This is a genomic window from Bradyrhizobium sp. S3.12.5 (assembly GCF_040548225.1).
GTDB classification, from domain to species: Bacteria; Pseudomonadota; Alphaproteobacteria; order Rhizobiales; family Xanthobacteraceae; genus Bradyrhizobium; species Bradyrhizobium cytisi.
Genome location: NZ_JBEPRF010000023.1, coordinates 80,586 through 104,174, shown reverse-complemented (window position 1 = coordinate 104,174; position 23,589 = coordinate 80,586). Strand labels below are relative to the sequence as shown.

General features: G+C 62.5%; 19 protein-coding genes and 3 pseudogenes. 20 read left to right on the top strand and 2 right to left on the bottom strand.

Translation table 11 applies throughout. From position 1 onward, the window contains the following. Window positions 1-21 precede the first annotated feature (21 nt). From ABIC09_RS29145 to ABIC09_RS29075, 15 genes and pseudogenes are all read left to right on the top strand, one after another. Window positions 22-801 (top strand): annotated as a pseudogene (locus ABIC09_RS29145) (IS5 family transposase). A 380-nt stretch (window positions 802-1,181) separates the two neighbouring features. Next, window positions 1,182-1,649 carry a DUF4189 domain-containing protein gene (locus ABIC09_RS29140; RefSeq protein WP_354111428.1) on the top strand — a complete coding sequence of 156 codons (468 nt, stop codon included), beginning with the start codon at window positions 1,182-1,184 and terminating at the stop codon, window positions 1,647-1,649. 801 nt (window positions 1,650-2,450) lie between these two features. Next, window positions 2,451-2,972, top strand: a complete 522-nt coding sequence (locus ABIC09_RS29135; protein ID WP_354111403.1) for a thermonuclease family protein — start codon at window positions 2,451-2,453, stop codon at window positions 2,970-2,972. A 123-nt stretch (window positions 2,973-3,095) separates the two neighbouring features. After that, window positions 3,096-3,287, top strand: a complete 192-nt coding sequence (locus ABIC09_RS29130) for a hypothetical protein (RefSeq protein WP_354111402.1) — start codon at window positions 3,096-3,098, stop codon at window positions 3,285-3,287. Window positions 3,288-3,783: 496 nt separating this feature from the next. After that, window positions 3,784-4,437 (top strand): annotated as a pseudogene (locus ABIC09_RS29125) (ArdC family protein); the annotation flags it as partial. Between the two features lie 116 nt (window positions 4,438-4,553). Continuing rightward, window positions 4,554-5,765 (top strand): tyrosine-type recombinase/integrase, encoded by a 1,212-nt coding sequence (locus ABIC09_RS29120; RefSeq protein WP_354111401.1) that lies wholly within the window; start codon window positions 4,554-4,556, stop codon window positions 5,763-5,765. Beyond that, window positions 5,762-6,703 (top strand): tyrosine-type recombinase/integrase, encoded by a 942-nt coding sequence (locus ABIC09_RS29115; RefSeq protein ID WP_062314858.1) that lies wholly within the window; start codon window positions 5,762-5,764, stop codon window positions 6,701-6,703. Before ABIC09_RS29120 ends, ABIC09_RS29115 begins: the two co-directional genes overlap by 4 nt. Then, on the top strand, window positions 6,700-7,692 hold the full coding sequence (locus ABIC09_RS29110) for a tyrosine-type recombinase/integrase (RefSeq protein WP_354111400.1): 993 nt from the start codon (window positions 6,700-6,702) through the stop codon (window positions 7,690-7,692). The genes ABIC09_RS29115 and ABIC09_RS29110 overlap by 4 nt, the downstream gene beginning before the upstream one ends. A gap of 113 nt (window positions 7,693-7,805) precedes the next feature. Beyond that, a pseudogene (locus ABIC09_RS29105) lies at window positions 7,806-8,111 on the top strand (zincin-like metallopeptidase domain-containing protein); the annotation flags it as partial. A 107-nt stretch (window positions 8,112-8,218) separates the two neighbouring features. Further along, window positions 8,219-10,336 (top strand): ParB/RepB/Spo0J family partition protein, encoded by a 2,118-nt coding sequence (locus ABIC09_RS29100; protein WP_354111399.1) that lies wholly within the window; start codon window positions 8,219-8,221, stop codon window positions 10,334-10,336. A 184-nt stretch (window positions 10,337-10,520) separates the two neighbouring features. Continuing rightward, the gene (locus tag ABIC09_RS29095; protein WP_354111398.1) at window positions 10,521-14,870 is read left to right on the top strand and encodes a strawberry notch-like NTP hydrolase domain-containing protein; all 4,350 of its coding nucleotides are present in this window, start codon (window positions 10,521-10,523) and stop codon (window positions 14,868-14,870) included. Further along, window positions 14,870-15,931 (top strand): DUF7146 domain-containing protein, encoded by a 1,062-nt coding sequence (locus ABIC09_RS29090; protein ID WP_354111397.1) that lies wholly within the window; start codon window positions 14,870-14,872, stop codon window positions 15,929-15,931. Before ABIC09_RS29095 ends, ABIC09_RS29090 begins: the two co-directional genes overlap by 1 nt. A 331-nt stretch (window positions 15,932-16,262) precedes the next feature. Then, window positions 16,263-17,186 carry a DUF2493 domain-containing protein gene (locus ABIC09_RS29085; protein WP_354111396.1) on the top strand — a complete coding sequence of 308 codons (924 nt, stop codon included), beginning with the start codon at window positions 16,263-16,265 and terminating at the stop codon, window positions 17,184-17,186. A gap of 134 nt (window positions 17,187-17,320) precedes the next feature. Beyond that, on the top strand, window positions 17,321-17,806 hold the full coding sequence (locus ABIC09_RS29080) for a hypothetical protein (protein WP_354111395.1): 486 nt from the start codon (window positions 17,321-17,323) through the stop codon (window positions 17,804-17,806). Between the two features lie 550 nt (window positions 17,807-18,356). Further along, window positions 18,357-18,677 (top strand): DUF736 domain-containing protein, encoded by a 321-nt coding sequence (locus ABIC09_RS29075; protein WP_354111394.1) that lies wholly within the window; start codon window positions 18,357-18,359, stop codon window positions 18,675-18,677. 213 nt (window positions 18,678-18,890) lie between these two features. Here the strand turns inward: ABIC09_RS29075 and ABIC09_RS29070 are convergent, their stop codons facing one another. After that, window positions 18,891-19,136 (bottom strand): helix-turn-helix domain-containing protein, encoded by a 246-nt coding sequence (locus tag ABIC09_RS29070; protein WP_246709846.1) that lies wholly within the window; start codon window positions 19,134-19,136, stop codon window positions 18,891-18,893. 169 nt (window positions 19,137-19,305) lie between these two features. Between ABIC09_RS29070 and ABIC09_RS29065 the strand changes: the two genes are divergently transcribed. The 5 genes from ABIC09_RS29065 (at window position 19,306) to ABIC09_RS29045 (ending at window position 21,814) form a co-directional block, all read left to right on the top strand. Then, window positions 19,306-19,584 carry a DNA -binding domain-containing protein gene (locus ABIC09_RS29065; RefSeq protein ID WP_354111393.1) on the top strand — a complete coding sequence of 93 codons (279 nt, stop codon included), beginning with the start codon at window positions 19,306-19,308 and terminating at the stop codon, window positions 19,582-19,584. Window positions 19,585-19,742: 158 nt separating this feature from the next. Beyond that, window positions 19,743-19,925: a transcriptional regulator domain-containing protein gene (locus ABIC09_RS29060; protein WP_204513416.1), complete on the top strand. Its 183-nt coding sequence runs from the start codon at window positions 19,743-19,745 to the stop codon at window positions 19,923-19,925. 58 nt (window positions 19,926-19,983) lie between these two features. Beyond that, a complete protein-coding gene (locus tag ABIC09_RS29055) occupies window positions 19,984-20,505 on the top strand; it encodes a DUF2285 domain-containing protein (protein WP_354111392.1) in 522 nt (173 codons plus the stop codon). 124 nt (window positions 20,506-20,629) lie between these two features. Then, window positions 20,630-20,908 (top strand): helix-turn-helix transcriptional regulator, encoded by a 279-nt coding sequence (locus tag ABIC09_RS29050; RefSeq protein WP_354062539.1) that lies wholly within the window; start codon window positions 20,630-20,632, stop codon window positions 20,906-20,908. 3 nt (window positions 20,909-20,911) lie between these two features. Continuing rightward, a complete protein-coding gene (locus ABIC09_RS29045; protein ID WP_354111391.1) occupies window positions 20,912-21,814 on the top strand; it encodes a replication initiator protein A in 903 nt (300 codons plus the stop codon). A gap of 740 nt (window positions 21,815-22,554) precedes the next feature. Here the strand turns inward: ABIC09_RS29045 and ABIC09_RS29040 are convergent. Beyond that, the gene (locus ABIC09_RS29040) at window positions 22,555-23,448 is read right to left on the bottom strand and encodes a transposase (RefSeq protein WP_354111390.1); all 894 of its coding nucleotides are present in this window, start codon (window positions 23,446-23,448) and stop codon (window positions 22,555-22,557) included. Window positions 23,449-23,589 lie beyond the last annotated feature (141 nt).

Genomic DNA, 23,589 nt, shown 5'->3' with positions numbered 1-23,589 from the left:
GAGTCTCTTGCCTCAGCGTTCTTGATTCGGAGGCGAGAGGATGCGCGCGGGTTTGTTTTGGTTGAATGACAGGCAATGGGCTCGTATCGAACCTCATCTGCCGACGGGACTGACGGGGCCGGATCGGGCCGACGATCGGCGCATCATCAGCGGTATTGTTCACATGCTGCAATCGGGTGCGGGATGGCGTGATTGTCCGCGCCAATACGGTCCTTACACGACGACCTACAATCGCTTCCATCGCTGGGCCAAGCGCGAACGATGGTGCGCAATCTTTCAAGCACTGGCCAAACTTGGCTAAGATGCCGTCGTGCTGTCGCTCGACTCCACTTCGATCAAAGCTCATCGGTGGGCCTGCGGCGGAAAAGGGGGGGCACAATCAGGCAATCAGCCGCTCGCGGGGAGGCCGTACGACAAAAATCCATGCGCTGAGCGATCCGCATCGTCGACCGGTCGTCCTGCATCTGACCCAGGTCAGGATGCCGACATCGCTGCCGCGCCCGATGTTCTGGCGCTCGCACCACCCATGAGCGCGCTTGTCGCAGACAAAGGGTACGACGGCGACAACCTTCGCGCCCAAATCGCTGGTCGCGGCGCCAAGCCCGTCATTCCCAATAAATCCAACCGTGTCGTCATTCATCGTTTCAACAAACGCGCCTACGGAGGCCGAAATGTCATCGAACGCTGCTTTTGCCGGCTCAAGGACTTCCGCCGCATCGCCACACGATACGACAAGCTCGCCCGGAATTTCTTAGCCGCTGTTCAGCACTCGCCGCTCTCTTCGCATATTGGCTCAATTGAGTCTGCACGCTAGTTTGCTGTAAGCGCGGCATGGACCGTGAAATCCTCGCAGCAGTTGGTGGTCACCCACCGCAAGTCTCCCAGGGCGCCGCGCGCATTGCCAAAAAGCAATTGCCTTCAACCCAGATCAAGTCCGTGGGGCAAGGTTTGGATGCGTCAGCCCCTCGATCCTTGTCCGCTTTCTGACAGCGGTGCACAAAGCTGTAAGACAAAACACAGTGCGCCGTTTGCGCATGGCGAACTGTTCAAAGCACAATCAGGCTTAATGCGCGCGAGGAACGCTGGCACGGCCCTTGCTGTATCTCGCCGTAGGGCAATAGGACCCAATTTGAGCTGAACATGAATGGCACGACAGGATCTTGGATACGGAGAAAGCACTGATGCCGAGTAAAGAACAGACCAACGCCAAACGGAGCAGCGGGCAAGCGGCCTCTTGCTCGGTGCGATACTCGAATCCAAATGGAGCAAAGTGGATGCGTAAACTCATAATCGGCGCCCTCGCGCTGTTCATTTCAAACACTTCCGCGTTCGCCGGCTCCGGGGCCATCGCATACTCCAGACCAGATGACGTGGTCGGTTTCTCGTCCGGGTTTGGATCACAACGGCACGCTAGACGGTGGGCCCTGCTCGAGTGTCGCGTCAGAGGCGGCTCGGATTGCCGAATCAAAATTTCCGAAAATAACGCTTGCGTCGCCGTTGCCATAGGCAGGGGACGTGGGCTGGGACGTGGGTGGTCGTCCCACCCATTTGGTGAATTGGAAGAGGAGCGATCGCAACAAGGCGCGGTGCGCGGATGCTATGAGACCGGCGACGAGGACTGCGAATTGCGGGCCGTGGTTTGCCACTAAGGCAGCTCAGTAAACCAAGGCCGTGAGGCAGGAGGTCAGGCGAACCCAAACTCGTAGCAGACATATTCAGCCGAAACCCCGCGACTGAAGAGAGTTCTGTGCGTCAAGTTCAGCAAAATTGATCATGGGATCCGGCCGAGCCATCCCCTCGCAGCCGCCGTCGCTCGCCTCACACAGAAGCGTAGCGGGCGAGCGACGGCGGCGCAGAGGGGGGGCGTCCATCCCTTGGTGGGCCCGATTGGCGCGGGCTCGCTGTATCAGCACCTGTACTTGCCGCGTCAGCGCCAGCTCTTCCTCGCGCAAGTCGCTCCTGCGCGAAGGGCAAATCCTTGTGGCCCTCAAGTCGTTCCGGCTGTTAGGACAGGGCAGGGATTCTAAGTTGACGCGGCAGGCGTTTTTCCACGTGTTCCGCCGCCCGGTGCAAACCCAGCCCAGCAGCAATCTCGTCTTCCCTGTCCGCGTCGCGCATGACGACTTCCAGCGCCTCGTCTGGTAAAGGGCGCTGCAGCGCCGGCCCTCATCCCAAGGGGCGCACCGGGACGAAATTACTCTTATGCCGGCTGAACAGCGTGCCGTTGAACGCGACGTGGCGAAGCTATAAAGAATGGCGGGGTCTGGAAGCTCTATGAATTCACTCGGCAGATGGACGTAATTCTGTTCTGGCTCGCTTCAAGAGACGTTGGCTGTGTGGCAGAGAGTTTCATTTTCCCGGGCCGCTAGAGAACCCGCCGGCACTGAAGCCAGTCGAGAATTGGCCAAAATCCAATCCGCGAGATTTGCGGTAGCTGCAAGGTCATTGGAATGCGCCGAACCTGTGTCGCATTATTTCTCGCCATTGTCTCGAGCGTGGCCTTGGCCGATGATTTTGTCGGAAAGGCCAGCGTGATCGACGGCGACACACTGGAAATGCATGGCGTGCGCATCCGGCTTTGGGGTATCGATGCACCGGAGAGCAGCCAGCTTTGCCGCGGCGACGACAGCTTGCAATATCGTTGCGGCGCGCAGGCCGCGAACGACCTTGACGTCTTCATTGCCCGCCGTCCCGTCAATTGTATTCCAGTCAGCCTCGACCCATATGGCCGCACCGTCGCGACCTGCTCGGTTGGTGATGCGGACCTCGGCGAATGGCTTGTGCACAACGGTCTTGCGTTGGATTGGCCTCAATATTCGAAGGGCAGATATCGCGAAGCTCAGCGCGAGGCTGAACGTGCCGGCCAAGGACTGTGGAAGGGCAGTTACGTCGCGCCGTGGCTCTATCGTGCATGCATTCGCGCGAGTGGAAAGCCGTCCGCCTGTTCGGACGATGCAAATGCCCATCCTTGATGCCAAGGCGAATCCACAACATGCGTTGGCCAATCAGCGCACTTGGGCAGGTTCCTCTGGCGCGGTTTGGGCGACTCACGATATCCATCATTCCCAATCACCTCACTGCACAATGGGAATGAAATGGTTGCTGCCACCCGTGAATTGCCGGCCTCTGGTTACGCGCTTGAAGTGGACGGCCGGTTCAAAGCCGAATTTACAACCAGAGACGGTGCCAGGGCAGGTGGCGAAGAACTGAAGAAGCGTTTTCCCATGCTTCAGATCAGGATCTATGACGCGCAGACGAGTGCGCGCGAGGAAATCCAGATCCGCTGATTCAAGTCATGGCGGAGTTGCTCGGCCTGCGCGCGTGCGGCTGCCGCCGCACCGGGCCCTCGTGAACCGAGCCGCTTTGCGTCTCGGCCGTACGGCGTCGATCCCTTGCGCAAGGGATGCGGAGCTCCTCGCCGGGGGCACTCGGAAAAGGGGCTCGCCTGCGGCGATCGCTATCACTGCCCCGTTCCCGGGTGCCGCTATTGAACCGGTCTCGTCGCTGCACTCGGACCCGCGTGCCCCTTCGGGTCGCGATGCTCACGCTCTCCGGGTGCCATTTTCCCTTGAGGCGATGCGCCTATGGCGCACGCCTGGTCGGGCCTGCGGCCCTGGGTAGCTCAACACAATTCCCATAAACTTCCGATCCGATAGAAGGCGGGCTGCGTCGCAGATTTCGCATTCTCTCAGGTAGAGGCGAGAGTCAGAGTGTCGGCCGGGTTTACCGTGACGGGTTACAGGTTGCGAGAGAGGCTCGCGGCGCCCGTCGCGGAGATCCGCGATGTCCAGACATTATCCTCGGGCGCGCGCCGGTGAGGACCGGGCAAGCCTTTATGACGACATCACCAACAAGATCATCGCCGAGCTGGAGGCTGGCCGAGTGCCGTGGGTGCAGCCTTGGGGCACGGCGGCGGCGAAGGCCGCTTTGGCCTTGCCGAAAAGTGCCGCGAGCGGCCGTCAGTATAGTGGCATAAACATTTTAATTCTCTGGGGGGCTGCCACCGAACACGGATTTACAGGGCAGAGCTGGCTTACCTTCCGTCAGGCGCTGTCGCTCGGTGGTCACGTCCGCAAGGGCGAGCGCGGCACGACCGTCGTCTATGCAGACCGCTTTGTGCCGGTCGACGAAAAGCGCCGCGCCAGCGAGAATGGTGAGGAAGCGCAGGCCATTCCGTTTCTCAAGCGCTTCACAGTCTTCAACAGTGATCAATGCGATGGCCTGCCTGCAGAGATTGCAACAACGGCGCCGCCCCCGCCGCCAGGCCTGATCGAGCCGCAGGTCGAATACCTGATCAAGGCGACCGGCATCGACTTCCGCATCGGCGGTAACCGCGCCTTCTATGCGCCGACGGAAGATTATGTGCAGGTGCCGCCACCGCAAGTCTATTTCGAACCGATCAATTGGCATCGAACGGCCTTGCACGAGCTGGCGCATAATGCCGCGATCCAGATTATGCCGCATCTGCTCGGCTGGGCCCGGTTGGCGGCATGATCGCGCCAATCCCATTCGGCATAATCTTCGTCGCTCCAACAACAAGGAGCACGAAGATCATGTCTCAATATTTGCAGACCTGCATCGAGCCGCATCTTGGCTCGTTCGCAGCGAGTTTTGCGGCGGAGAATTACAGCGCCGGAACGGTCAAGACCTACCTATCGATCCTACGGAAGGTGGGTCACGCGATGGATGTCCAGGGCATCGGTCCTTCAGCGTTGACGCTTGATATGGCCGAGCATCTGGGACGCAAGGTGCCGCGTAAGAAAACCGGCACGATATGGCCGTATAGGTTGGCCCGCCGGTTCGCGCAGCATCTCCTCGATATCGGCGTGACGCATCCAGTGCCGTTGAGCGAGGCGCAGCAAGCGCGTGCGGCCCTACTGGCGGACTTCGAGACCTATTTGGTCAAGCATCGCGGCCTTAGCCCGCGGACGATCTATCACACGCTGCGGTTCGCCAACCGGTTCCTCGATCATCGCTTTGGCGATGCGATGGTTGATCCGGGGCGGTTGCGGCCCGCCGACGTGATCAGCTTCCTTGAGCACGTAATGGCAAGTGCGCGGCGCGACAAGACGGTAGCGACGCATGTTCGTATCTTCCTGCAATATCTGTTCGGCAGCGGCGCGACAGCGACCAATCTAGCGCTGAGTCTGCCTAGAACGGCGAAACGCTGGGGAGCACGACTGCCGCGCCATCTGGTGCCCGAGGGCGTTGAGGCGGTGCTCGCCTGCGTGCGCGACAACCCGCGGCACGGGGCTCGGGACTATGCGATGCTGCTCATCATGGCCCGGCTTGGCTTGCGTGCTGCCGAGGTCATCGCGATCCGGTTGGACGACGTCGACTGGCGCGCGGGCGAACTCTTGGTTCGTGGCAAGGGCAAACTCCACGATCGCGTACCGATCAGCTCGGAGGTTGGCGATGCGCTGAGCCGCTATCTGCGCGAGGAGCGCGGCCCCACGTCCTGCCGCATGATGTTCGTTACCCATCGCGCGCCACACCGTCCGTTCAATGACAGCCAAATCGTCAACGCCGTCCTAAAGGATGCCCTGAAGGCGACCGGCCAGAAACCGGTGACGCCCTATGTGGGATCGCACCTGCTGCGTCATAGCCTTGCGGTCCAGTTGGTGAACTCGGGTGCATCGCTCGACGAGGTGGGCGACGTGCTGCGGCATCGCTCACGCACATCGACCATGATATATGCCCGTCTCGACATAGATGGGCTGCGGTCGATAGCAATGCCCTGGCCCGTAGTGGGAGGCGCGCAATGAGCCTCACCTCCCAACTCGATCGCTATCTGGCCGTGCGGCGCAGCCTCGGCTACGACCTGAGCACCAGCGAGCGCATCCTCCGCCGCTTCACGCGGTTTGCCGACCGCGAGCGTGCGACGCATATCGACACGGCGCTGTTCCTGCGCTGGCATGCTACGCTCGACGAGGCCAACGGCAGGACGCGAGCGGCGCGGCTTACCGTCGTGCGCCTCTTCGCGCAGTGGCTAAGTAGCTTCGATCTGGCGCATGAAGCCCCGCCCCGGGGATTGTTGCCGAATACCGTGATGCGCTCCCGACCGTATATCTACAGCGATGCGGAAGTCGCTTCGATCATCGCGGCCGCAATGGCACTTCCGTCGATTTGCGGATTGCGCGGGCTGACCTGCTCGACGCTGTTCGCACTCATCGCGATCACGGGCCTGCGCGTCAGCGAGGCGCTCGCGCTCGATGGAGACGACCTCGATGCCGATAATGGTGTGTTACGCGTCCGACAGGGTAAGAACGGTAAGGAGCGGCTGCTGCCGCTCGACCCCAGCGCCGTCGAGCGACTGCTAGACTATCGCGTCAAACGCGACCGGTTGATCGGTCATCCGGCGAAGCCGATGTTCGTAACTGACAAGGCGACCCGGCTCACCGACTGTGGGGCCCGCTACAACTTTGCGCAAGCATGCCAGCAGATCGGATTGCGATCCGAGCAGCAGTACCAGCGGCATGGCCGGGGACCGCGCATCCACGACCTGCGCCACACCTTCGCCGTGCGTACGATGATCAACTGGTACCGGACTGGCAAGGACCCGGCGCGCGAGATGATCCGGCTGACGACCTATCTGGGTCATAGCAACCCCTCTGGAACATATTGGTATCTGGAGGCGGTCCCGGAACTGCTCGATCTAGCGATGGGCCGCGCCACCGCGAGCGGCGGGGAGATGGCACAATGAGCACCATCGCCTTACCTGCGCTGATCCAGCGCTTCTTCACCGAGCGGCTTTGCACGCAACTGGAGGCGAGCCGACATACGGTCGCTGGCTATCGCGATACGTTCCGGCTGCTGCTCAGGTACGCGAGCACTCGCCGCAACAAGCCGCCAGTCAACCTGACGGTCGAAGATATCGACGCCGATCTGGTCGCGGACTTCCTCGCCCATACCGAGACCACGCGGGGCAATAGCGCTCGCAGCCGCAACACCCGGCTCGCGGCGATCCGATCGTTCTTCCGCTTCGTCGCGATGACCGATCCGACCTGGCTACTGCACTGCCAGCGTATCCTAGCCATGCCCAACAAGCGCTATGTGAAGCGTGCAGTTACGTTCCTCGATGCCGAAGAGATGGCGGCGTTGCTGGCGGCTCCGGATCGCACCACATGGGCGGGCCGGCGCGATCATGCTCTGCTGTTGCTCGCGGTCCAGACAGGCCTGCGAGCTTCCGAACTGGTCGGGCTCACCCGGGGCGATGTCGCGCTTGGAACCGGCGCTCACATCCGTTGCATGGGCAAGGGTCGCAAGGAGCGCGCCACCCCACTTCGCCGCGAGACAGCCAAGCTGCTGGCGACGTGGATCGGCAACGACAAAGATCAGAGCAAGCCGCTGTTCCCGTCGATCCGGGGCGAACGGCTGAGCCGTGACGCTCTTGAGCATCTGGTCCGCAAGCACTGCCTCACGGCGTCGCGCGCGTGCCCGAGCATCGGCACCAAGCGGGTCACACCGCATACGCTGCGCCACAGCACGGCGATGGACCTGCTCCATCATGGCGTCGATCCTGCGGTGATCGCGCTCTGGCTTGGTCACGAGAACGTCGAGACCACCCAGATCTACATCCACGCCGATATGCGGATGAAGGAAAAGGCGCTCGCTCTCGTCGCCGCACCACCCGCGCCGCCGGGTCGGTTCCGGCCGGACGACAAACTGCTCGCGTTCCTTGAAGGGCTCTGATTATGCCGAACAGCCGCATGGCCAACACCGGGATATCCAGCCTCCAACAGAGGCCATGCGGCATAATCTGGATCGCGGCATTATGCGCCTTATGCCGATATCGGCATAAGGGGCATGCCAGCGGCCATCCGTCACGCCTCAACCGCGACCTGTCAGGCAGCTACGGTACCAGGAAGTACGCCTTTGAGGAGTTGATTGCCGAAATCTCGTCTGCGTTCAGTTGCGCTTCTCTCGGCATTGTGCCCACGGTGCGGCACGCGGACTATATCGGCTCCTGGCTGGAGGTGCTGCGAGAGGATAATCGCGCGATCGTGCGAGCTGCTTCGCAGTCCAGCAAGGTTGCGGATTATCTCCTTGGTTTCCTGCCGGAAGGGACTGTCGACATGACGACCGAGAGAGGGGAGCAGGAGGCGGCGTGAGTTTCTCACCTGCTGCCTCGAACAGAGAGTGAGAGGGGAGCGGTGGTTTTCGCGACGGGTTGGAGGCCGAGAGAGAGGCTCCCGGCCGCCCGTCGTGGAGAATGGATATGACCAAGGCTGTCCAAAAGATCACGCTGTCCCCCTCACGTGACATTCCGTTCAACAAACTGGTCCTCAGCCAGTCCAACGTCCGCCGCGTGAAGGCGGGCGTTTCCATCGAACAGCTCGCCGAAAGCATCGCGCAGCGTACGCTGCTGCAAAGTCTCAACGTGCGGGCGGTTGTGGATGCCGAAGGCAATGAGACCGGCATGTTCGAGGTGCCGGCCGGCGGCAGGCGCTATCGCGCACTCGAGCTTCTCGTGAAGCAGAAGCGCATGGCCAAGACACTGGCGGTTCCTTGTGTCGTACGCGAGGGCGGCATCGCTGAAGATGACTCCCTTGCAGAGAATGACGAGCGGGTAGGGCTTCATCCGCTCGATCAGTTCCGAGCCTTCCAGACCTTGAGTGGCGCCGGTATGTCCGACGAGGATATCGCGGCCCGGCACTTCGTGACAGCGGCCGTCGTGAAGCAACGACTTCGGCTTGCCTCCGTGTCGCCAAAGCTCCACGACGTCTACGCCGAAGACGGCATGACCCTCGAGCAGCTCATGGCCTTCTCCGTTACCGCCGACCACGCCAGGCAGGAGCAGGTCTGGGAGATCGTCAGCCGATCCGGCTATGATGAGCCCTATCAGATCCGGCGAATGCTCACGGAAAATACCGTGCGCGCGTCCGATCGCCGCGTTCAGTTCATTGGGCTGGATGCTTACGAGCAGGCGGGTGGCGGCGTTTTGCGGGATCTGTTCGAGCACGATGACGGCGGCTGGCTGCAGGATGTGGCCTTGCTCGACCGCCTCGTGGCAGAAAAGCTCAAAGCCGAAGCCGAGGCGATTGCAGCGGAGGGGTGGAAGTGGATTTCGGTGTCCGTTGAGTTCCCCTACGGCCTCACGGATGGCCTGCGCGAAATCGAGGGCAAACCGGTCGACCTTTCCCCGGAGGAGCAGGCCACCATCGACGCGCTCAACGCCGAGCAAGCCAGGCTTGAATCCGACTATCAGGATGCCGACGAGTTGCCCGATGAGGTCGATCAGCGTCTCAGCGAAATCGAGACGGCACTGGTCGCGTTCGAAAACCGGCCGATGATTTACGATCCGGCCGAGATCGGCCGCGCCGGCGTCTTCGTCAGCATCGATTCCGAAGGGCGCCTCTCGGTGGACCGGGGCTACGTCCGGCCGGAGGATGACTTGTCGGCAGCCGAGCCCGATGTCGTGCGGGGCGCCGATACACTGTCGATTGAGGGGAAGGCGGCTGGTCCTTCCGTCCAGCGCACGGTCATCGCGTTGGCCGGCGGCGCTGCTGACGCAGAAGAAGACGACGAGGACGCGACAAAACCTTTGCCGGATCGGCTGATCACCGAGCTGACGGCGCATCGCACGCTGGCATTGCGGGATGCGCTCGCAGAAAATCCTGCCATCGCATTCCAGGCGGTGCTGCACAATTTCGTGCTGACGGCCTTTTACCGGTTCGCGTCGTCCGGAAGCTGCCTTGAGATCGGCCTTCGGACGCCGGCCTTTCCGGCTCAAGCGCCTGGCTTGAGGGAAAGCGCGTCCGCGAAGGCCGTCAAGGCGCGGCATGAATCCTGGAAAACACGGTTGCCGACGGGCGAGAACGATCTCTGGGATGCGCTCACGGCCCTCGACAGCGCCGCACAGGCATCGCTGTTCGCTCACTGTGCGTCATTTGCGGTCAACGCCGTCTTTGAGCCGGCCAACCGGTACAATCAGGGCCGCGTCTCCGCCCACGGCGTCCGCACCCGGCTCGACCAGGCTGATGTGCTGGCACGAGCGGTCGGCCTCGACATGGTTCAACTGGGTTGGGAGCCCACCGTCGACAACTATCTCGGCCGGGTCACCAAGCCTCGCATTCTGGAGGCAGTACGGGAAGGTAAGGGCGAGTCTTCCGCGCAATTGATCGACCACCTGAAGAAGGCCGACATGGCCAAGGAGGCCGAGCGTCTTCTCGATGGCTCGGGCTGGTTGCCGGAGCCGCTGCGTCTGGTCGATCCCCATGCGGCGTCAGGTGAGCAGGAGAGTGAAGCGGGCCCGCTTCCAGAATTCCTCGGCGAGGACGAGGATCAGGAGAACGCGGGCGAGAATGATCCGCAACAGCTCGACGCGGCTGAGTGACATCTAGAACGGGATGGCTCCCGCCGTCCCACCGTTGCTTGGGGATCGGTGTGCCGCGCCGGTCCCTATTTTTATGGGCGAGGAATGAGAGGGAGAGCCGGGCCGGGAAGGGTTTGAGCCGTCGGGTCTTAAGGAGAGCGCCTGATGGTTCGACCCGTTCCTGCTCTCCGAAAGAAACCCTGTCATGACCGAATCTCTCGCCGGCGGCGCTGCCGCCACACCGCTCTCGATGCGTGCCGCTGCAACTCTCACGTCCGCCGCCGTCAGGGCCGCGCGACAGCTCGTGATTGATCTCGAGCGCGGCCGTCGCATTGATGCCGCTGTCCTGCGTAGCTCCATGGAAGCTGCCTTCCGCGCTTCCGACGCCAGCGGCGTCTGGAACTGGAAGACCGCCTATGATGTCTGCGAGGCGGCAACCGTTCTGTTCCTTCGCAAGTTTGGCCCGGCTATCCGCGTCAAGGCCGGCTCGACGGCCGCGATGCTGCCGATGCTCGCGAGATTCACCAGTCTGCTGCCGACCCACACGCGGCGCTCCGGGGACAGCCAGGCCTTTCAACAATTCTCGACCCCGATCCCGCTTGGGCTTGCCGCATGTACCGCGGCCGGCATCACGCCGTCCGATCGGGTTTTGGAGCCCTCTGCGGGGACCGGCTTGCTCGCCATCTTTGCCGAGCTCGCTGGAGGCGCCTTGGTATTGAACGAGCTGGCCGAGGCCCGAGCGGCGTTGCTCGATCATCTGTTTCCCAAGGCTAGGGTCACGCGGTTCGACGCCGCCCAAATCGATGATCACCTCGATGCGGGTGTCTTACCGAGCATCGTCCTGATGAACCCGCCGTTCTCGGCATTGGCGAACGTCGATCGACGGATGGCGGACGCAGCCCTCCGGCACATCGCCTCTTCCTTGGCGCGTCTTTGCGATGGTGGGCGTCTGGTTGCCATTACCGGCGCGAGCCTTGCGCCGGACAGTCCGGCATGGCGCGATGGCTTTGTTCGCCTCCAACAGCGCGGGCGGGTGGTGTTTTCTGCCGCCATCGATGGCGCTGTTTACGCCAAGCACGGAACGCAAACTGACACACGACTGCTTGTGATCGACAAGCAGCCTGCTGCAGACCCGAAAGTCTTTCCCGCTTCACCGGGCATGGCGAGCGATGTCGCCACCTTGCTTGACTGGGTAAGCCAGCACGTGCCCGCGAGGCTGCCCGCTGCCACTCCCGTCATGGTCGAGCTCATCAGGCGCCCCACGACTTCGCGGCCAGTCAGCGCCTTTGCGCCACGGCCGTCGTCCACTTCCAAAGATGGCGCGACCGATGGCGTTGAGCTCAGCTACGAGACGGTCGGATGGACGCCTCCGGAAGGTGCTCGACTGAGCGACGCGCTTTATGAGGAATACGCACTGCAGACGATCCGTATTCCGGACGCGCATGCACATCCGACCAAGCTCGTGCAGTCCGCAGCGATGGCCTCGGTCGCGCCGCCGAAGCCGTCTTACCGGCCCCATCTGCCGGCCAATGTCTTGGCCGATGGGATCCTGTCCGACGCCCAGGTTGAGAGCGTTATCTATGCCGGCGAGGCGCATTCCGAGTTTCTTGCGGGCTCTTGGACGCTGGATGCGACCTTTGACGTTGTGGCGGCTGCACGCGACGATGCAGAAGATGCTGTCCGCTTTAGGCGCGGCTGGTTCTTGGGCGACGGCACCGGCGCGGGCAAGGGTCGGCAGGTCGCCGGCATCCTGCTCGATAACTGGCTCAAGGGCCGCCGCCGAGCGGTCTGGATCAGCAAATCCGACAAGCTGATCGAAGATGCGCAGCGCGACCGGTCCGCGCTCGGCATGGAGCGGTTGCTCGTGACGCCGCTGTCACGTTTCCGGCAGGGCACCCCGATCAGGCTTTCGGAAGGTGTCCTATTTACCACCTACGCCACGCTGCGCACCGACGAGCGTGGCGAGAAGCTTTCGCGCGTGCGGCAGATCGTTGAATGGTTGGGCTCCGACTTCGACGGAGTGATCGTCTTCGACGAGAGCCACGCGATGCAGAACGCGGCAGGCCAGAAGGGCGAGCGCGGCGACCTCAAGGCGATTGCTTGCAATCGTCCGGGGGCGGCCTCCCAGCAGGGGCGTGCGGGTCTAAGGCTCCAGCACGCTTTGCCGAATGCCCGCGTCGTCTATGTCTCCGCGACCGGTGCCACGACGGTCCACAATCTCGCCTACGCCCAGCGGTTGGGCCTGTGGGGAGGCGCCGATTTCCCGTTCGCCACCCGCTCCGAGTTCGTCGAGGCGATCGAGGAGGGCGGCGTCGCGGCCATGGAGGTGCTGGCGCGTGACCTCAAGGCGCTCGGTCTCTACGCGGCGAGGTCTCTGTCTTATGAAGGCGTCGCGTACGAGCTCGTCGAGCACCAGCTCACGCCCGAGCAGGTTCGGATCTATGACGCCTACGCTGGCGCGTTCAGCGTCATCCATAATAATCTCGACACCGCAATGCGGGCCGCCAACATCACCGGCGCGACCGGCACGCTGAACGGCCAGGCCAAATCGGCCGCGCGATCTGCTTTCGAGAGCGCCAAGCAGCGCTTCTTTGGCCATCTCCTGACCTCGATGAAGACGCCATCGCTGATCCGATCGATCGAGCGCGACCTTGAGGCCGGCCACGCCGCTGTCATCCAGATCGTGTCGACGGGCGAAGCGCTGATGGAGCGCAGGCTCGCCGAGATTCCAACGGAGGACTGGGGCGACGTCCAGGTCGACATCACCCCGCGCGAGTATGTCCTCGACTATCTCGCCCATTCCTTTCCGGTCCAGCTCTACGAGCCCTTCACCGATCAGGAAGGCAATCTCTGCTCCCGGCCTGTCTATCGCGACGGCCAACCAGTCGAGAGCCGGGAAGCCGTCGCTCGCCGCGACCGCCTCATCGACAAGCTTGCGTCGCTGCCGCCGGTATCGGGAGCGCTGGACCAGGTCGTCCAGCGCTTCGGCACCGACATGGTCGCCGAGGTGACCGGCCGTTCGCGCCGCATCGTTCCCAAGGGAGACCGGCTGGTCGTCGAAAAGCGCGCCGGTTCGGCAAACCTCGCCGAGACGGCGGCCTTCATGGATGACGTCAAGCGCATCCTCGTGTTCTCCGACGCGGGCGGCACGGGGAGGAGCTACCATGCCGAGCTGTCGGCCCGGAATCGCCGCTTGCGGGTCCATTACCTGCTCGAGCCCGGCTGGAAGGCCGACGCCGCGATCCAGGGCCTCGGCCGCACCAACCGCACCAACCAGGCGCAGCCGCCGCTGTTTCGGCCCATTGGCACCGATGTGAAGGCCGAAAAGCGCTTTCTCAGCACCATTGCCCGCCGGCTCGACACGTTGGGAGCGATCACGCGCGGCCAGCGTCAGACCGGAGGGCAGGGTCTGTTCCGGCCCGAGGACAATCTCGAAAGCCAGTACGGCCGCGACGCTTTGCGCCAACTCTACACGTTGCTGGCGCGCGGCAAAGTCGAGGGCTGCTCGCTCGAGAGATTTGAGGATGCGACCGGCCTGAAGCTGACGGATGCTAATGGGCTCAGGGATGACCTGCCGCCGATCACGACTTTCCTGAACAGATTGCTGGCACTCACGATCGAGCTTCAGAACATCCTGTTCACCGTCTTCGAGCAGCTATTGACGGCTCGGATCGAAGGCGCAGTTGCCTCGGGCACCTATGACCTCGGGCTGGAAACACTCCGCGTCGAGAGCTTTGTCGTCACCGACCGGCGCACGATTTACGTTCATCCCGGCACTGGCGCCGAAACCCGGCTGCTCACGATCTCCCAGCGCCAGCGCAATCATCCTGTGAGCCTGGATGATGCTCTTGGTCGTCTTTCCGATGTTCGTGCCGTCCTGCTGATCAACGAACGCTCGGGACGGGCCGCCGTGCAGGTTCCGGCAGCGAGCGTCATGCTCGACGACGGCGAGATCGAGCGGCGCGTCCGCCTGATCCGGCCGATGGAGCAGCACACCGTCCCCTTGGCCGTTATGGCGGAAAGCCATTGGGTGGACGCCGACCGCGAACGCTTCGCCGCAAGCTGGCTGGCGGAGCTTGCCGAGGTACCTGAGTTCACGGAAAGCACGATCCACGTCGTGGCCGGCTTGCTGCTGCCGATCTGGAAGCGGCTGCCGAATGAGTCGACGCGCGTCTATCGGCTGCAGACCGATTCGGGCGAGCGGATCATCGGCCGCAAGGTCTCGGCGACCTGGGTTGCGAACATCCTTGCGGCGGACGCGCCGGCGTTGACGCCAGACGCTGCCTTCGCCGCGCTGATGGAGGGACGGACCGTCCTCGATCTTGCGGAGGGGCTCCAGCTTCGCCGCGTCCGGGTGATGGGTACACACCGCATCGAACTGTCGGGCTTCAACGACACGATGCGTGATCGCTTGCGGGCTTATGGCCTCTTTGGGGAGATCATCTCCTGGAAGCTGCGCATGTTCGTGCCCACGGACGCGAGCGGTGTCGCGATCCTGGCGAAGGTGCTCGACCGCTATCCAGTCGAGCGTGCCAGCGAGCGGGAGGCGGCCTGATGTCCCGCGACGCCTCTGAGCTGGCACGCCGCCTCGCGCGCGAGGCGGAGGCGGTGTGCCGGCATTATCTCTCCAATGGCAAGCGGGCGGGGCGGTACTGGGTGGTCGGCGATGTCCACAACACCCCGGGCCGCTCGCTATTTGTGCGGCTCCAGGAATCGCTGAAGGGCGCGGCGGGCAAGTGGACCGATGCCGCAACCGGCGAGCATGGTGATCTCCTCGACATCATCCGCGAAAGCTTGGCCTTGCGAGACTTTCGTGAGGTCGCCGAGGAGGCGAGGCGCTTTCTCAAGCTTCCTCGTTCTGAGCAGCAACCTGCACCGAGAGCTGTTCCCCCACTCGCACCGCCCGGATCGCACCGAGCCGCCCGTCGGCTCTTTGCGATATCCAGTCCGATCGAGGGGACGGTGGCTGAAACGTACTTGCAGCGCCGCGGCATAATCCGCATCCACCATGGTGGCAGCCTGCGCTTCCACCCACGGTGCTACTATCGGCCCGACGACCATTTGCCGACTGAAATCTGGCCGGCGATGATCGCCCGCGTCACGGATCTCGATGGTCGGATAACCGGCGTGCACCGGACCTGGCTCGACCCGGATGGCTTTGATCGTGTTCGGCTCGGCAAGGCTCCGATCGATACACCACGACGCGCGATGGGCGACCTGCTCGGCAACGCTGTTCGCTTCGGTGTGGCGGACGACGTGCTCGCTGCCGGCGAGGGTATCGAAACCATGCTTTCGCTACGCTACATGCTGCCGACTATGCCGATGGCGGCTGCGCTTTCGGCCAGTCACCTCTCGGCCATGTTGCTCCCGGCCGGCCTGCGTCGCCTCTACATCGCACGCGATGCCGATGTCGCTGGCGATACGGTGCACGCCGTTCTGACCCAGCGCGCAGCAGATGCCGGCATAGAAGCAATCGCGCTGTCGCCTCGATTGGGTGACTTCAACGAAGATCTGCAGGTCTTCGGTCTTGATGCCCTCCGAGCGGCCCTGCGGTTTCAACTCGCACCAGAGGACGTCGTCCGCCTCCTGAATTCGCCGGTGGCGGTCGCGGAATAGCTCCGGGTCTTCGATCGACGTTGATAGGCCGGCCATAGGCGAGGCCAATACCGGAAGAGGACGCGACCTCGGCCTTCTAGAGGGCGATCGGACGGCAAGCGGCCCGGGCCGGCAATGGCTGCGTCCGGCTATTTTCCGCCGCGCGCCGGCGATGAGAAGCCACATGAGCAATCCGAGAGGCGCGCTTTGCATCGCGAAGCAAAATAGCCGGCCTCCGCCATCCTCCGCTCTCGCTTCGGCCCTTTCGGGTGCTGGCCCGTTCCGCCCGCCGTCAGAGGATCGCCACGAAGGCCGCGATGGTCGCGGCCGATCCGGCAAAGGACCGCTTGCCATGACCGATCATGACGACATCGAACCGCCGCATGATTCTTCTCCGACCGACTACGTCCTCACCGAATTACAGCTCTTCGGCTATCGTCCCTTCGACGACCAGCCCGATCCGAGACCGCTACCGGAAGGCAAGGCCATCATTGGCGCTGTCGCCGATATCTTTGACGCCCTGGTTGCGACCTTAAACGACACGCGGCTCGAGCCGGACCTTGACGACCTGCTTTGGTCGACCGTCAACCTCTTCCATCGCGCCGTCGAGCGTGTCGAACGCCAACTCGATGACAACGAGCAAGCGCAGCGCAAGAGCCAACGCGAGCAGAACGGCTCGGAAGTCCGATCGGTCGAACTCGAGCGCCTGACCGCCGAAGGCATCACGCTGATCGAGCGCCGCAATTGCCTGGAACTGTTCCGCGATGAAGCCATCGAGCGATTTGAGGTCCACACCGGCTCGGCCTGGCGTCCGCGGTCGGGATCATTGGTCAATCACCGAACGCTTACCGCAGCAATGATCGACTCTCGCGACTTCATCGCCGCCAAGCGTCGTTCCGAGACTGAGGTCATGTTGCCAGCAGGACCGAAAATCGCATTCACCGGTGGCTTCGACTGCAACGACCACCGCTTGATCTGGGACCGTCTCGACAAGGTTCACGCCAAGCATCCCGAGATGGTCCTGCTCCATGGCGGCTCGCCCAAGGGTGCCGAACTGATCGCCTCCAAATGGGCGACCAATCGCAGGGTGCCACAGATCGCGTTCAAGCCTGACTGGACGAAACATGCCAAGGCAGCCCCCTTCAAGCGCAACGACGCCATGCTCGAACTCCTGCCAATCGGCGTCATGCATTTCCCGGGCACGGGAATTCAGGACAACCTGGCCGACAAGGCGAAGCGGCTCGGCATCCCCGTTTGGAGGTTCGGCGGCGCATGAGCGCCGTCGCCTCGAAGACGCCAAGGTGAAGTTGCACGCCGCAACTCCGCCTCGTTTCGTTTTTACATCCAAAACTGCGCCGTGGTGGTGGTGGAAGGCGCGATTCATAAATCCATGCACATGGAGCCACCACCATGCTCGCGCTTGGGCTTGTTCTCAACACACTCGGCATTGGCTTGTTCTGCTGGGCCATCTTTGCCCTCGCGGTGTATGCGCTACCGTTTTTCGTCGCACTCAGTGTAGGCATGTTGGCATTTCGTCATGGCGCGGGCGTCATCGGCGCACTGCTGATCGGAATTGCTTCTGGCACGCTGACGCTTGCCGCGGGTCAAGTCGCCGTCGCCGGTAGTCGGTCCTTGACCTTGCGCATCGCGATCGCAACCGCATTCGCCGTCCCTGCGGCAATCGCCGGCTATCATGCGGTGGTTGCCCTGTCGCAGATCGGGGTGCCTTCGCTGGCTTGGCGCGAGGCCTTTGCTTGCGTAAGTGCGGTTTGCATCGGCGGGACGGCATGGACGCGCGTGACCGTGTTTGCGGAGCTCCGCCCTTTGGAATCGGGCGGCGGGGTGGCGGGGAATATGCCTCGACCAGTTCTCACAGCCAGCACGCATGAGCGATGATGCTTCGTCGCCATCATCGGTCGAGCAAGACCGCACAGGGCGTCATGTTGAGCGAGTGTCGTCGAGCTTGAGCGAGAGGTAATCGCGGCCCTCCTAGGAGCACTTTAAGCCAGCCCTAGCAATCTGTCCGGCCCACATAGCTGCGGTGGGGCGGCGCGCCGCGTTCGATCATTCCTTCCGGGACTATATCGCCCTTTGCGGCAGATTGTTTCTCTTTCTGCGCTGAACCGTAGCAACCCCTTGTTCAGCAGAACCGAGATTCGCCAGTCTTCTCCTCAAGATTGCGGTTCAGCACGCAGACCACGTGGCCTCTTTGATGGCTTGATCTGGCCGAAGACCGGCTGCGCCTCGATCGTCTGAGCCGCAACGCCGTTGCTGCGACTTTCTTCCCCTGGGCTGCGCCCATTCCTCGCGAGGCAAGAAAGTCGCCGCAACGGCGTCCTCCGCTGCGCTCCGGCCCGCGAGCGGGTGCGTCGCCGATCGTCTTCGGCCCTAGATCGCCATCGAGGCCGCGGTGGTCGCGGGCTCGAAACACAACAGGAGAAGTGACATGGCTAACATCGGTTCTTTCAAGAAGGTCGCCAACGATTTCCAGGGCGAGATCATCACCCTGAGCCTGCAGGCCAAGGGCGTCCGCATCGTCGCCGAGACCAACCGCTCCAACGACAACGCTCCCAGCCACCGCATCTATGTGGGCCGGGCGGAGATCGGGGCAGCGTGGTCGAAGCGCTCCGAAGAGGGACGCGACTACCTCTCGCTCAAGCTCGACGACCCCTCGTTCAACGCGCCGATCTACGCAAACCTGTTCGATGAGGAAGGCGGCGAAGGCTACACCTTGCTCTGGTCGCGGCCCCGCAAGAACGGCGAGTAAGAATCTCTCCACGAAGCCCCGCCCGATCCCTCGAGCGGGGCTTCCTAAACTCCGACCCAGTCCGCGCATCGGCCGACAGGCCGTTGCGCCATTGTGCTAGGTTTGATTCATGCGCAGCTGACGAGCAACTACATTTGATGAGAGGCCGGCGCGTCATCTTTAGGGCGCGATTTGCGAAGGTACCGGTCTCGTTTGGCCGAATTTGAGGCCCGATTACTTGCGCCTCGCAGGCTTCGATCGCTCATTTCGCGCCTCTTCGTCCGGGAGGACGAGATCAACGTGGCTGATGCCCAACGTGCTGGCGAGTTCAAACAAGGTTACAACGGTTGGATTGCGGCGCCCACGTTCCAGGTCACTGATATACTGTTGGGTGAAACCGGACACTTCGGCGAATTTCTCCTGCGTGAAGCGCTTCTGCTTCCGCAGTCTTGCGAAATTTCGACCGACCAACTTGCGCATGTCCATTAGCGCAAATTGCGTCTTTACATACTATGAGGTTTATCTCCTATAGTATGTATTCATCGGTCCTCGCTGGCCGGCCGGCCCGAAATGGGGCTAAAATTGGGAACGCTTAAACAATTTCGGCCGTTCAGAGAGGTTAGAATCTTCGCTGTTTGCTGGGATGGTCATGACGAAGCCGCAGCTAGATCCTGACGTCGCGGATGTTGCACCGATTGAGCCGGTGCTGACGACCTATGACGAGCAGCATCTGGTAACGTATTGGCGACTTCTTGATGCCGAGACTGACGGCGCCGATTGGAAAGAAGTGGCTCGGATCGTGTTGCACATCGATCCGGATCGCGAACCGGCTCGCGCCCGCAATGCGTTTGATAGTCATCTGGCCCGTGCAAAATGGATGGCAGACCACGGCTACCGTGACTTGCTTCGCGGCGGCGCGCCAAAATAGTAAAATCTGTCATGAAGAATTCGTACTCGAGAACAGATTTCCCCGCTGACGAGTGATCGCCTGCGTGCATCACGCAATGCATAATTGGTGACTTCCCCAACAATCCCAAGCTTCATAGACATTGCGCCGCAATCGACTTACGGCAGGGGATCACAGCAATGTCCGAGTTCGACTGGCGCTCACCGGAGGCGTATCAGCACGCTATCAAGTCGGGCGAGATGGCGGATTTCGCCTGGGAGTCACTGCGGCGCAGCCCCAACTATCGAGCCTCCTATCGTGAAAATCGATCGCAGATGACTTCCGAATTCCGAAGGAGATGGGGCGTCTGCTTTCGCTCATGACCCTCAGGGGTCCTTTTACCAACAGACAATCTTCTGGGCACCTGAGGCGTTGCCGACGGTGGTGCCGCTCGTTCAGAGCACGTCCGGCTCAAAAGCGGTCGGCGCGAGGCTACGGCTTACCGACCTTTCATCGGGCACCATCAGACAGGCATCTGACGGCTGGCATGCCGTATTGCGCATTCAAGGGGCACAACATCATCTCTGGCTGAAAGAGGCGCCGCAGTTTGGTGTCTCTTATGCGGCCGAACTGCCGCTCGATGCGGACTTTGAGATCCGCGCCCATGCCTCACATCGGCTCTGGCGCGCAATCAAGGGCCGCCGGCCGGGACCTCCCCTTCACCAGCTTTCGGCGCAGCGGCGCGAACGACTCGTCTTGGTGCTGCGAGCGCTCGATGGACGCATGGATGGTGCGTCATATCGCGTCATCGCCGAGGTGCTGTTCGGCCGAAAACGCATCCCTGAGCGCGCTTGGAAAACCCACGAATTGCGCAGCCGGACCATCCGCCTGGTGCAGGCTGGCTGGGCTCTGATGCGCGGCGGCTATCGCGCATTGCTACGTCCCTCATCTCGCAAGGAGTAGAGCAGGGGTGCCGAAAATCATCGCTCGATCTTCGGCATCCCCCTAAGCCCTCCTACTGCGCCATCGTGACCGTCGATGCGCGGGCCGAGCCGGCCGCGCTCCAGACGACCACGGAGCCTTGCAAATGCCCGATCCAAACGCCGGCCTGCCGCCGCGATACCTGCGCACGCCCGAAGCGGCGCGCTTTCTCGGACTCTCCGGCCGAACCCTGGAAAAGCACCGCACTTATGGGACAGGCCCCACCTACCGCAAGCTCGGCGGTCGCGTTGTGTATGCTCTCGAGGACCTGAAGGCGTGGGTTGACCGCGGCGCCAAAACGTCCACCAGCGATCCCGGCACAGGCACGGTCCTGCCCGCGAAACGGCACACACCCATTCCGTATGCCGGCAAGGAGCGGCGCTGACCCATGCCGGACAGCAACCCCACGGCAAGCGGGAGGCGGCGATCAGAGCGCGACCAACTCGATCTGTTTCGTGCGCTTCCTGGCGATCTGGCGCCACGGGACGCACAAGACCTGATGGCTTATCCATTCTTTTCGCTCGCAAAGTCGAAGCGGATTGTTCCCATCGATTTCCGCGCAGGCACCATCACCATTCGTGTCGAAGCCGTGCCGGAACATGGCATGGCGACGATCTGGGACGCGGACGTTCTGATCTGGGTTGCCTCGCAGATTGTCGAAGCCCGTGATGCCGGCCTCAAAACGTCCCGGCTGATGGCAGCGACCCCTTACGAGATCCTGACCTTCGTCGGCCGCGGCACCAGCGTGCGCGACTATGACCGCCTGAAGGCTGCGCTCGACCGGCTGCAATCGACCACTGTGATGACATCGATCCGGCAGCCGAGCGAACGCCGGCGGCATCGCTTCTCCTGGATCAACGAATGGAAAGAGACAGCCGATCTGCACGGGCATGCCCGTGGAATTGAGCTGATCCTGCCCGATTGGTTCTACACGGGCGTTCTTGATGAAGCGCTCGTGCTGACGATTGACCGCGCCTATTTCGATCTGACCGGTGGATTGGAGCGCTGGCCCTATCGGCTCGTCCGCAAGCACGGCGGCCGTCAGAATGGCGGTTGGAGCGTCGATCTCGTGCACTTGCATGCCAAGTCCGGGAGCCTGTCGCCGCTTAAACACTTTGCCTACGACCTGCGTCAGATTGTCCGTCGTCAGGCATTGCCGGGCTATAGGCTCATCATCACGCATGATCCGAACGGCGAAGAGCGATTGAATTTCGCACCAGTACCAATCGGCCCGTTGAGCAAGCGACTGCGCAAGCGTGGCCTCGTCCTTCCTGCTGGGGATAAGCTGTGAATTCGCTCGTGCTATCAGGGACCAGAACCCTCGTGCCATCGGGGACGCGATGCTCGTGCTATCGAGGACCGGAATCGGACCTAAGGCTTTGCGGCGCCAAGACTTCCTCCTCCCGTAACTTTACTAACGTACTGACACTAACTTCTTGTTGTGAATCGGCGCGTTGTGAACAAGTCCGTCGTGCATGCAGCGAGGATGCCTCATGCGCGGATTCTCTCATGCGCAAAGCTTCTCTGCGATGCGATTCCTTTCTCCAATCTGCGCGTGCGAACGGGATCGCGCGCAAATCTTCGCGATCGTTGGGGTCGACCTCGTCGCCTGATGCGCGTCATGTCCTTTTGCGGCAGCTCGCTCGTCGAGGAGCGCTCGCTAACGTCCGTGGTTGGCACGACGGCCACCACATGCCGGAATCTGGAGCATCGGCGCTCAGGCTAACCAGCGCCAGGTTTGATGACTTCAAAGGTATGCGTGAAGCCGCCGGCAAGAAAGCTCGCGATCTCACCCACATCCCCGTCCCTTCGGGAGACGCCGCTCCGCCGTGGCGGAACGAGAAGGCGCGTGTCGAAGCGGCCGGGTTGCGGAGGCCCTTAAGCCGCCGCAGCGACCCGGCCGCGCTTACCGCCGACGCCGAAGCGGAAGGTCGTGCCATCGATCCCGATCTTGTGCAGCAGCACGGCGAGCGCGCGCGTCACCGCGGTCGCCGCGCGCTTCAGCCCCTTCTTTCTGGCCCGCCGCAGGCCTCACAGCCGCAGCTTAAGGTTCTTCGGAATGCGTGTGAGGATCGCAATCGCAGCCTCGCCCAGCATCGTCCGCGTCAGCTCATCGCTGCATTTGGAGATGCTGCCGATCGGGTCGTTCTGGCCCGACTGATAGCGCCGTGGCGTCAGCCCGAAATGGCCGCTTACGTTATTCGACTTCTTGAATCGGGCCGGATTAGCGACGGTCGCGCGAAACGTCAGCGGCACGAGCGCGCCGACACTGGGCACTGTCATCATCCGTCGTACGGCGCTGTCGCTGCGCGCCGCCGTGAGGACCATGCGGTGCAGTTTTGCCAGCTGCAGGCGCATCGCATTGCGGGCGTCCAACAGCGGCGCGACGATCGCTTCCAATTCCTTCTTCCCGGCCAAGAGATCGCGCACCCGCGCGTCAAAACGGCCGACCGAGATCTCGCCGACCTTGAGGCCGAACGGGCGCAACAGGCCGCGGATTATGTTCTCCATGCCCAGCAATTTGCCCAGCGTCGTCTTGCGCCCGACCAGCAGCGCCCGCAACGTCTGTGCGCTCTCCGACTTGACAAGAACCGCGCGGAACCAGCCGGTCCGCATTATCTGCGCAATGCCGTTGGCGCCGTGGGTCTTGTTCAGAATCGCGTTCAGCGCCGCCTTGGCGTGCCGGGTCTCTATGCAGATCATCGAGAGGCCCTTTTCGACAAGCGCCGTGAACAGCCAGGCGCTGTAGGAGAAGGCCTCAGGACCGACACGTCTCAAGTGAATGCCCCATTTCACCAGGAACAGCTCGATCGCATCCGGATCGGTATCGCGCTTCGCCTCCCTGCCGACCTTGCCATCGCCGTCCACCACGCAAATGTTCATCCTCTCCAGCGACACATCGACCCTTCCATAGAAGTCCATCATTCGCCTCCACCGCCGACCGCCGGAACGCACCGCGCGTTCCGTTCGCGGGTCGTTGCGAGGCATCTTCTCAGCAGCACGGCCGCCGAGGGGGCACCGGCCAGTACCCCGCCTAACCTGGAATCTTTTGGATACTTTGTAACG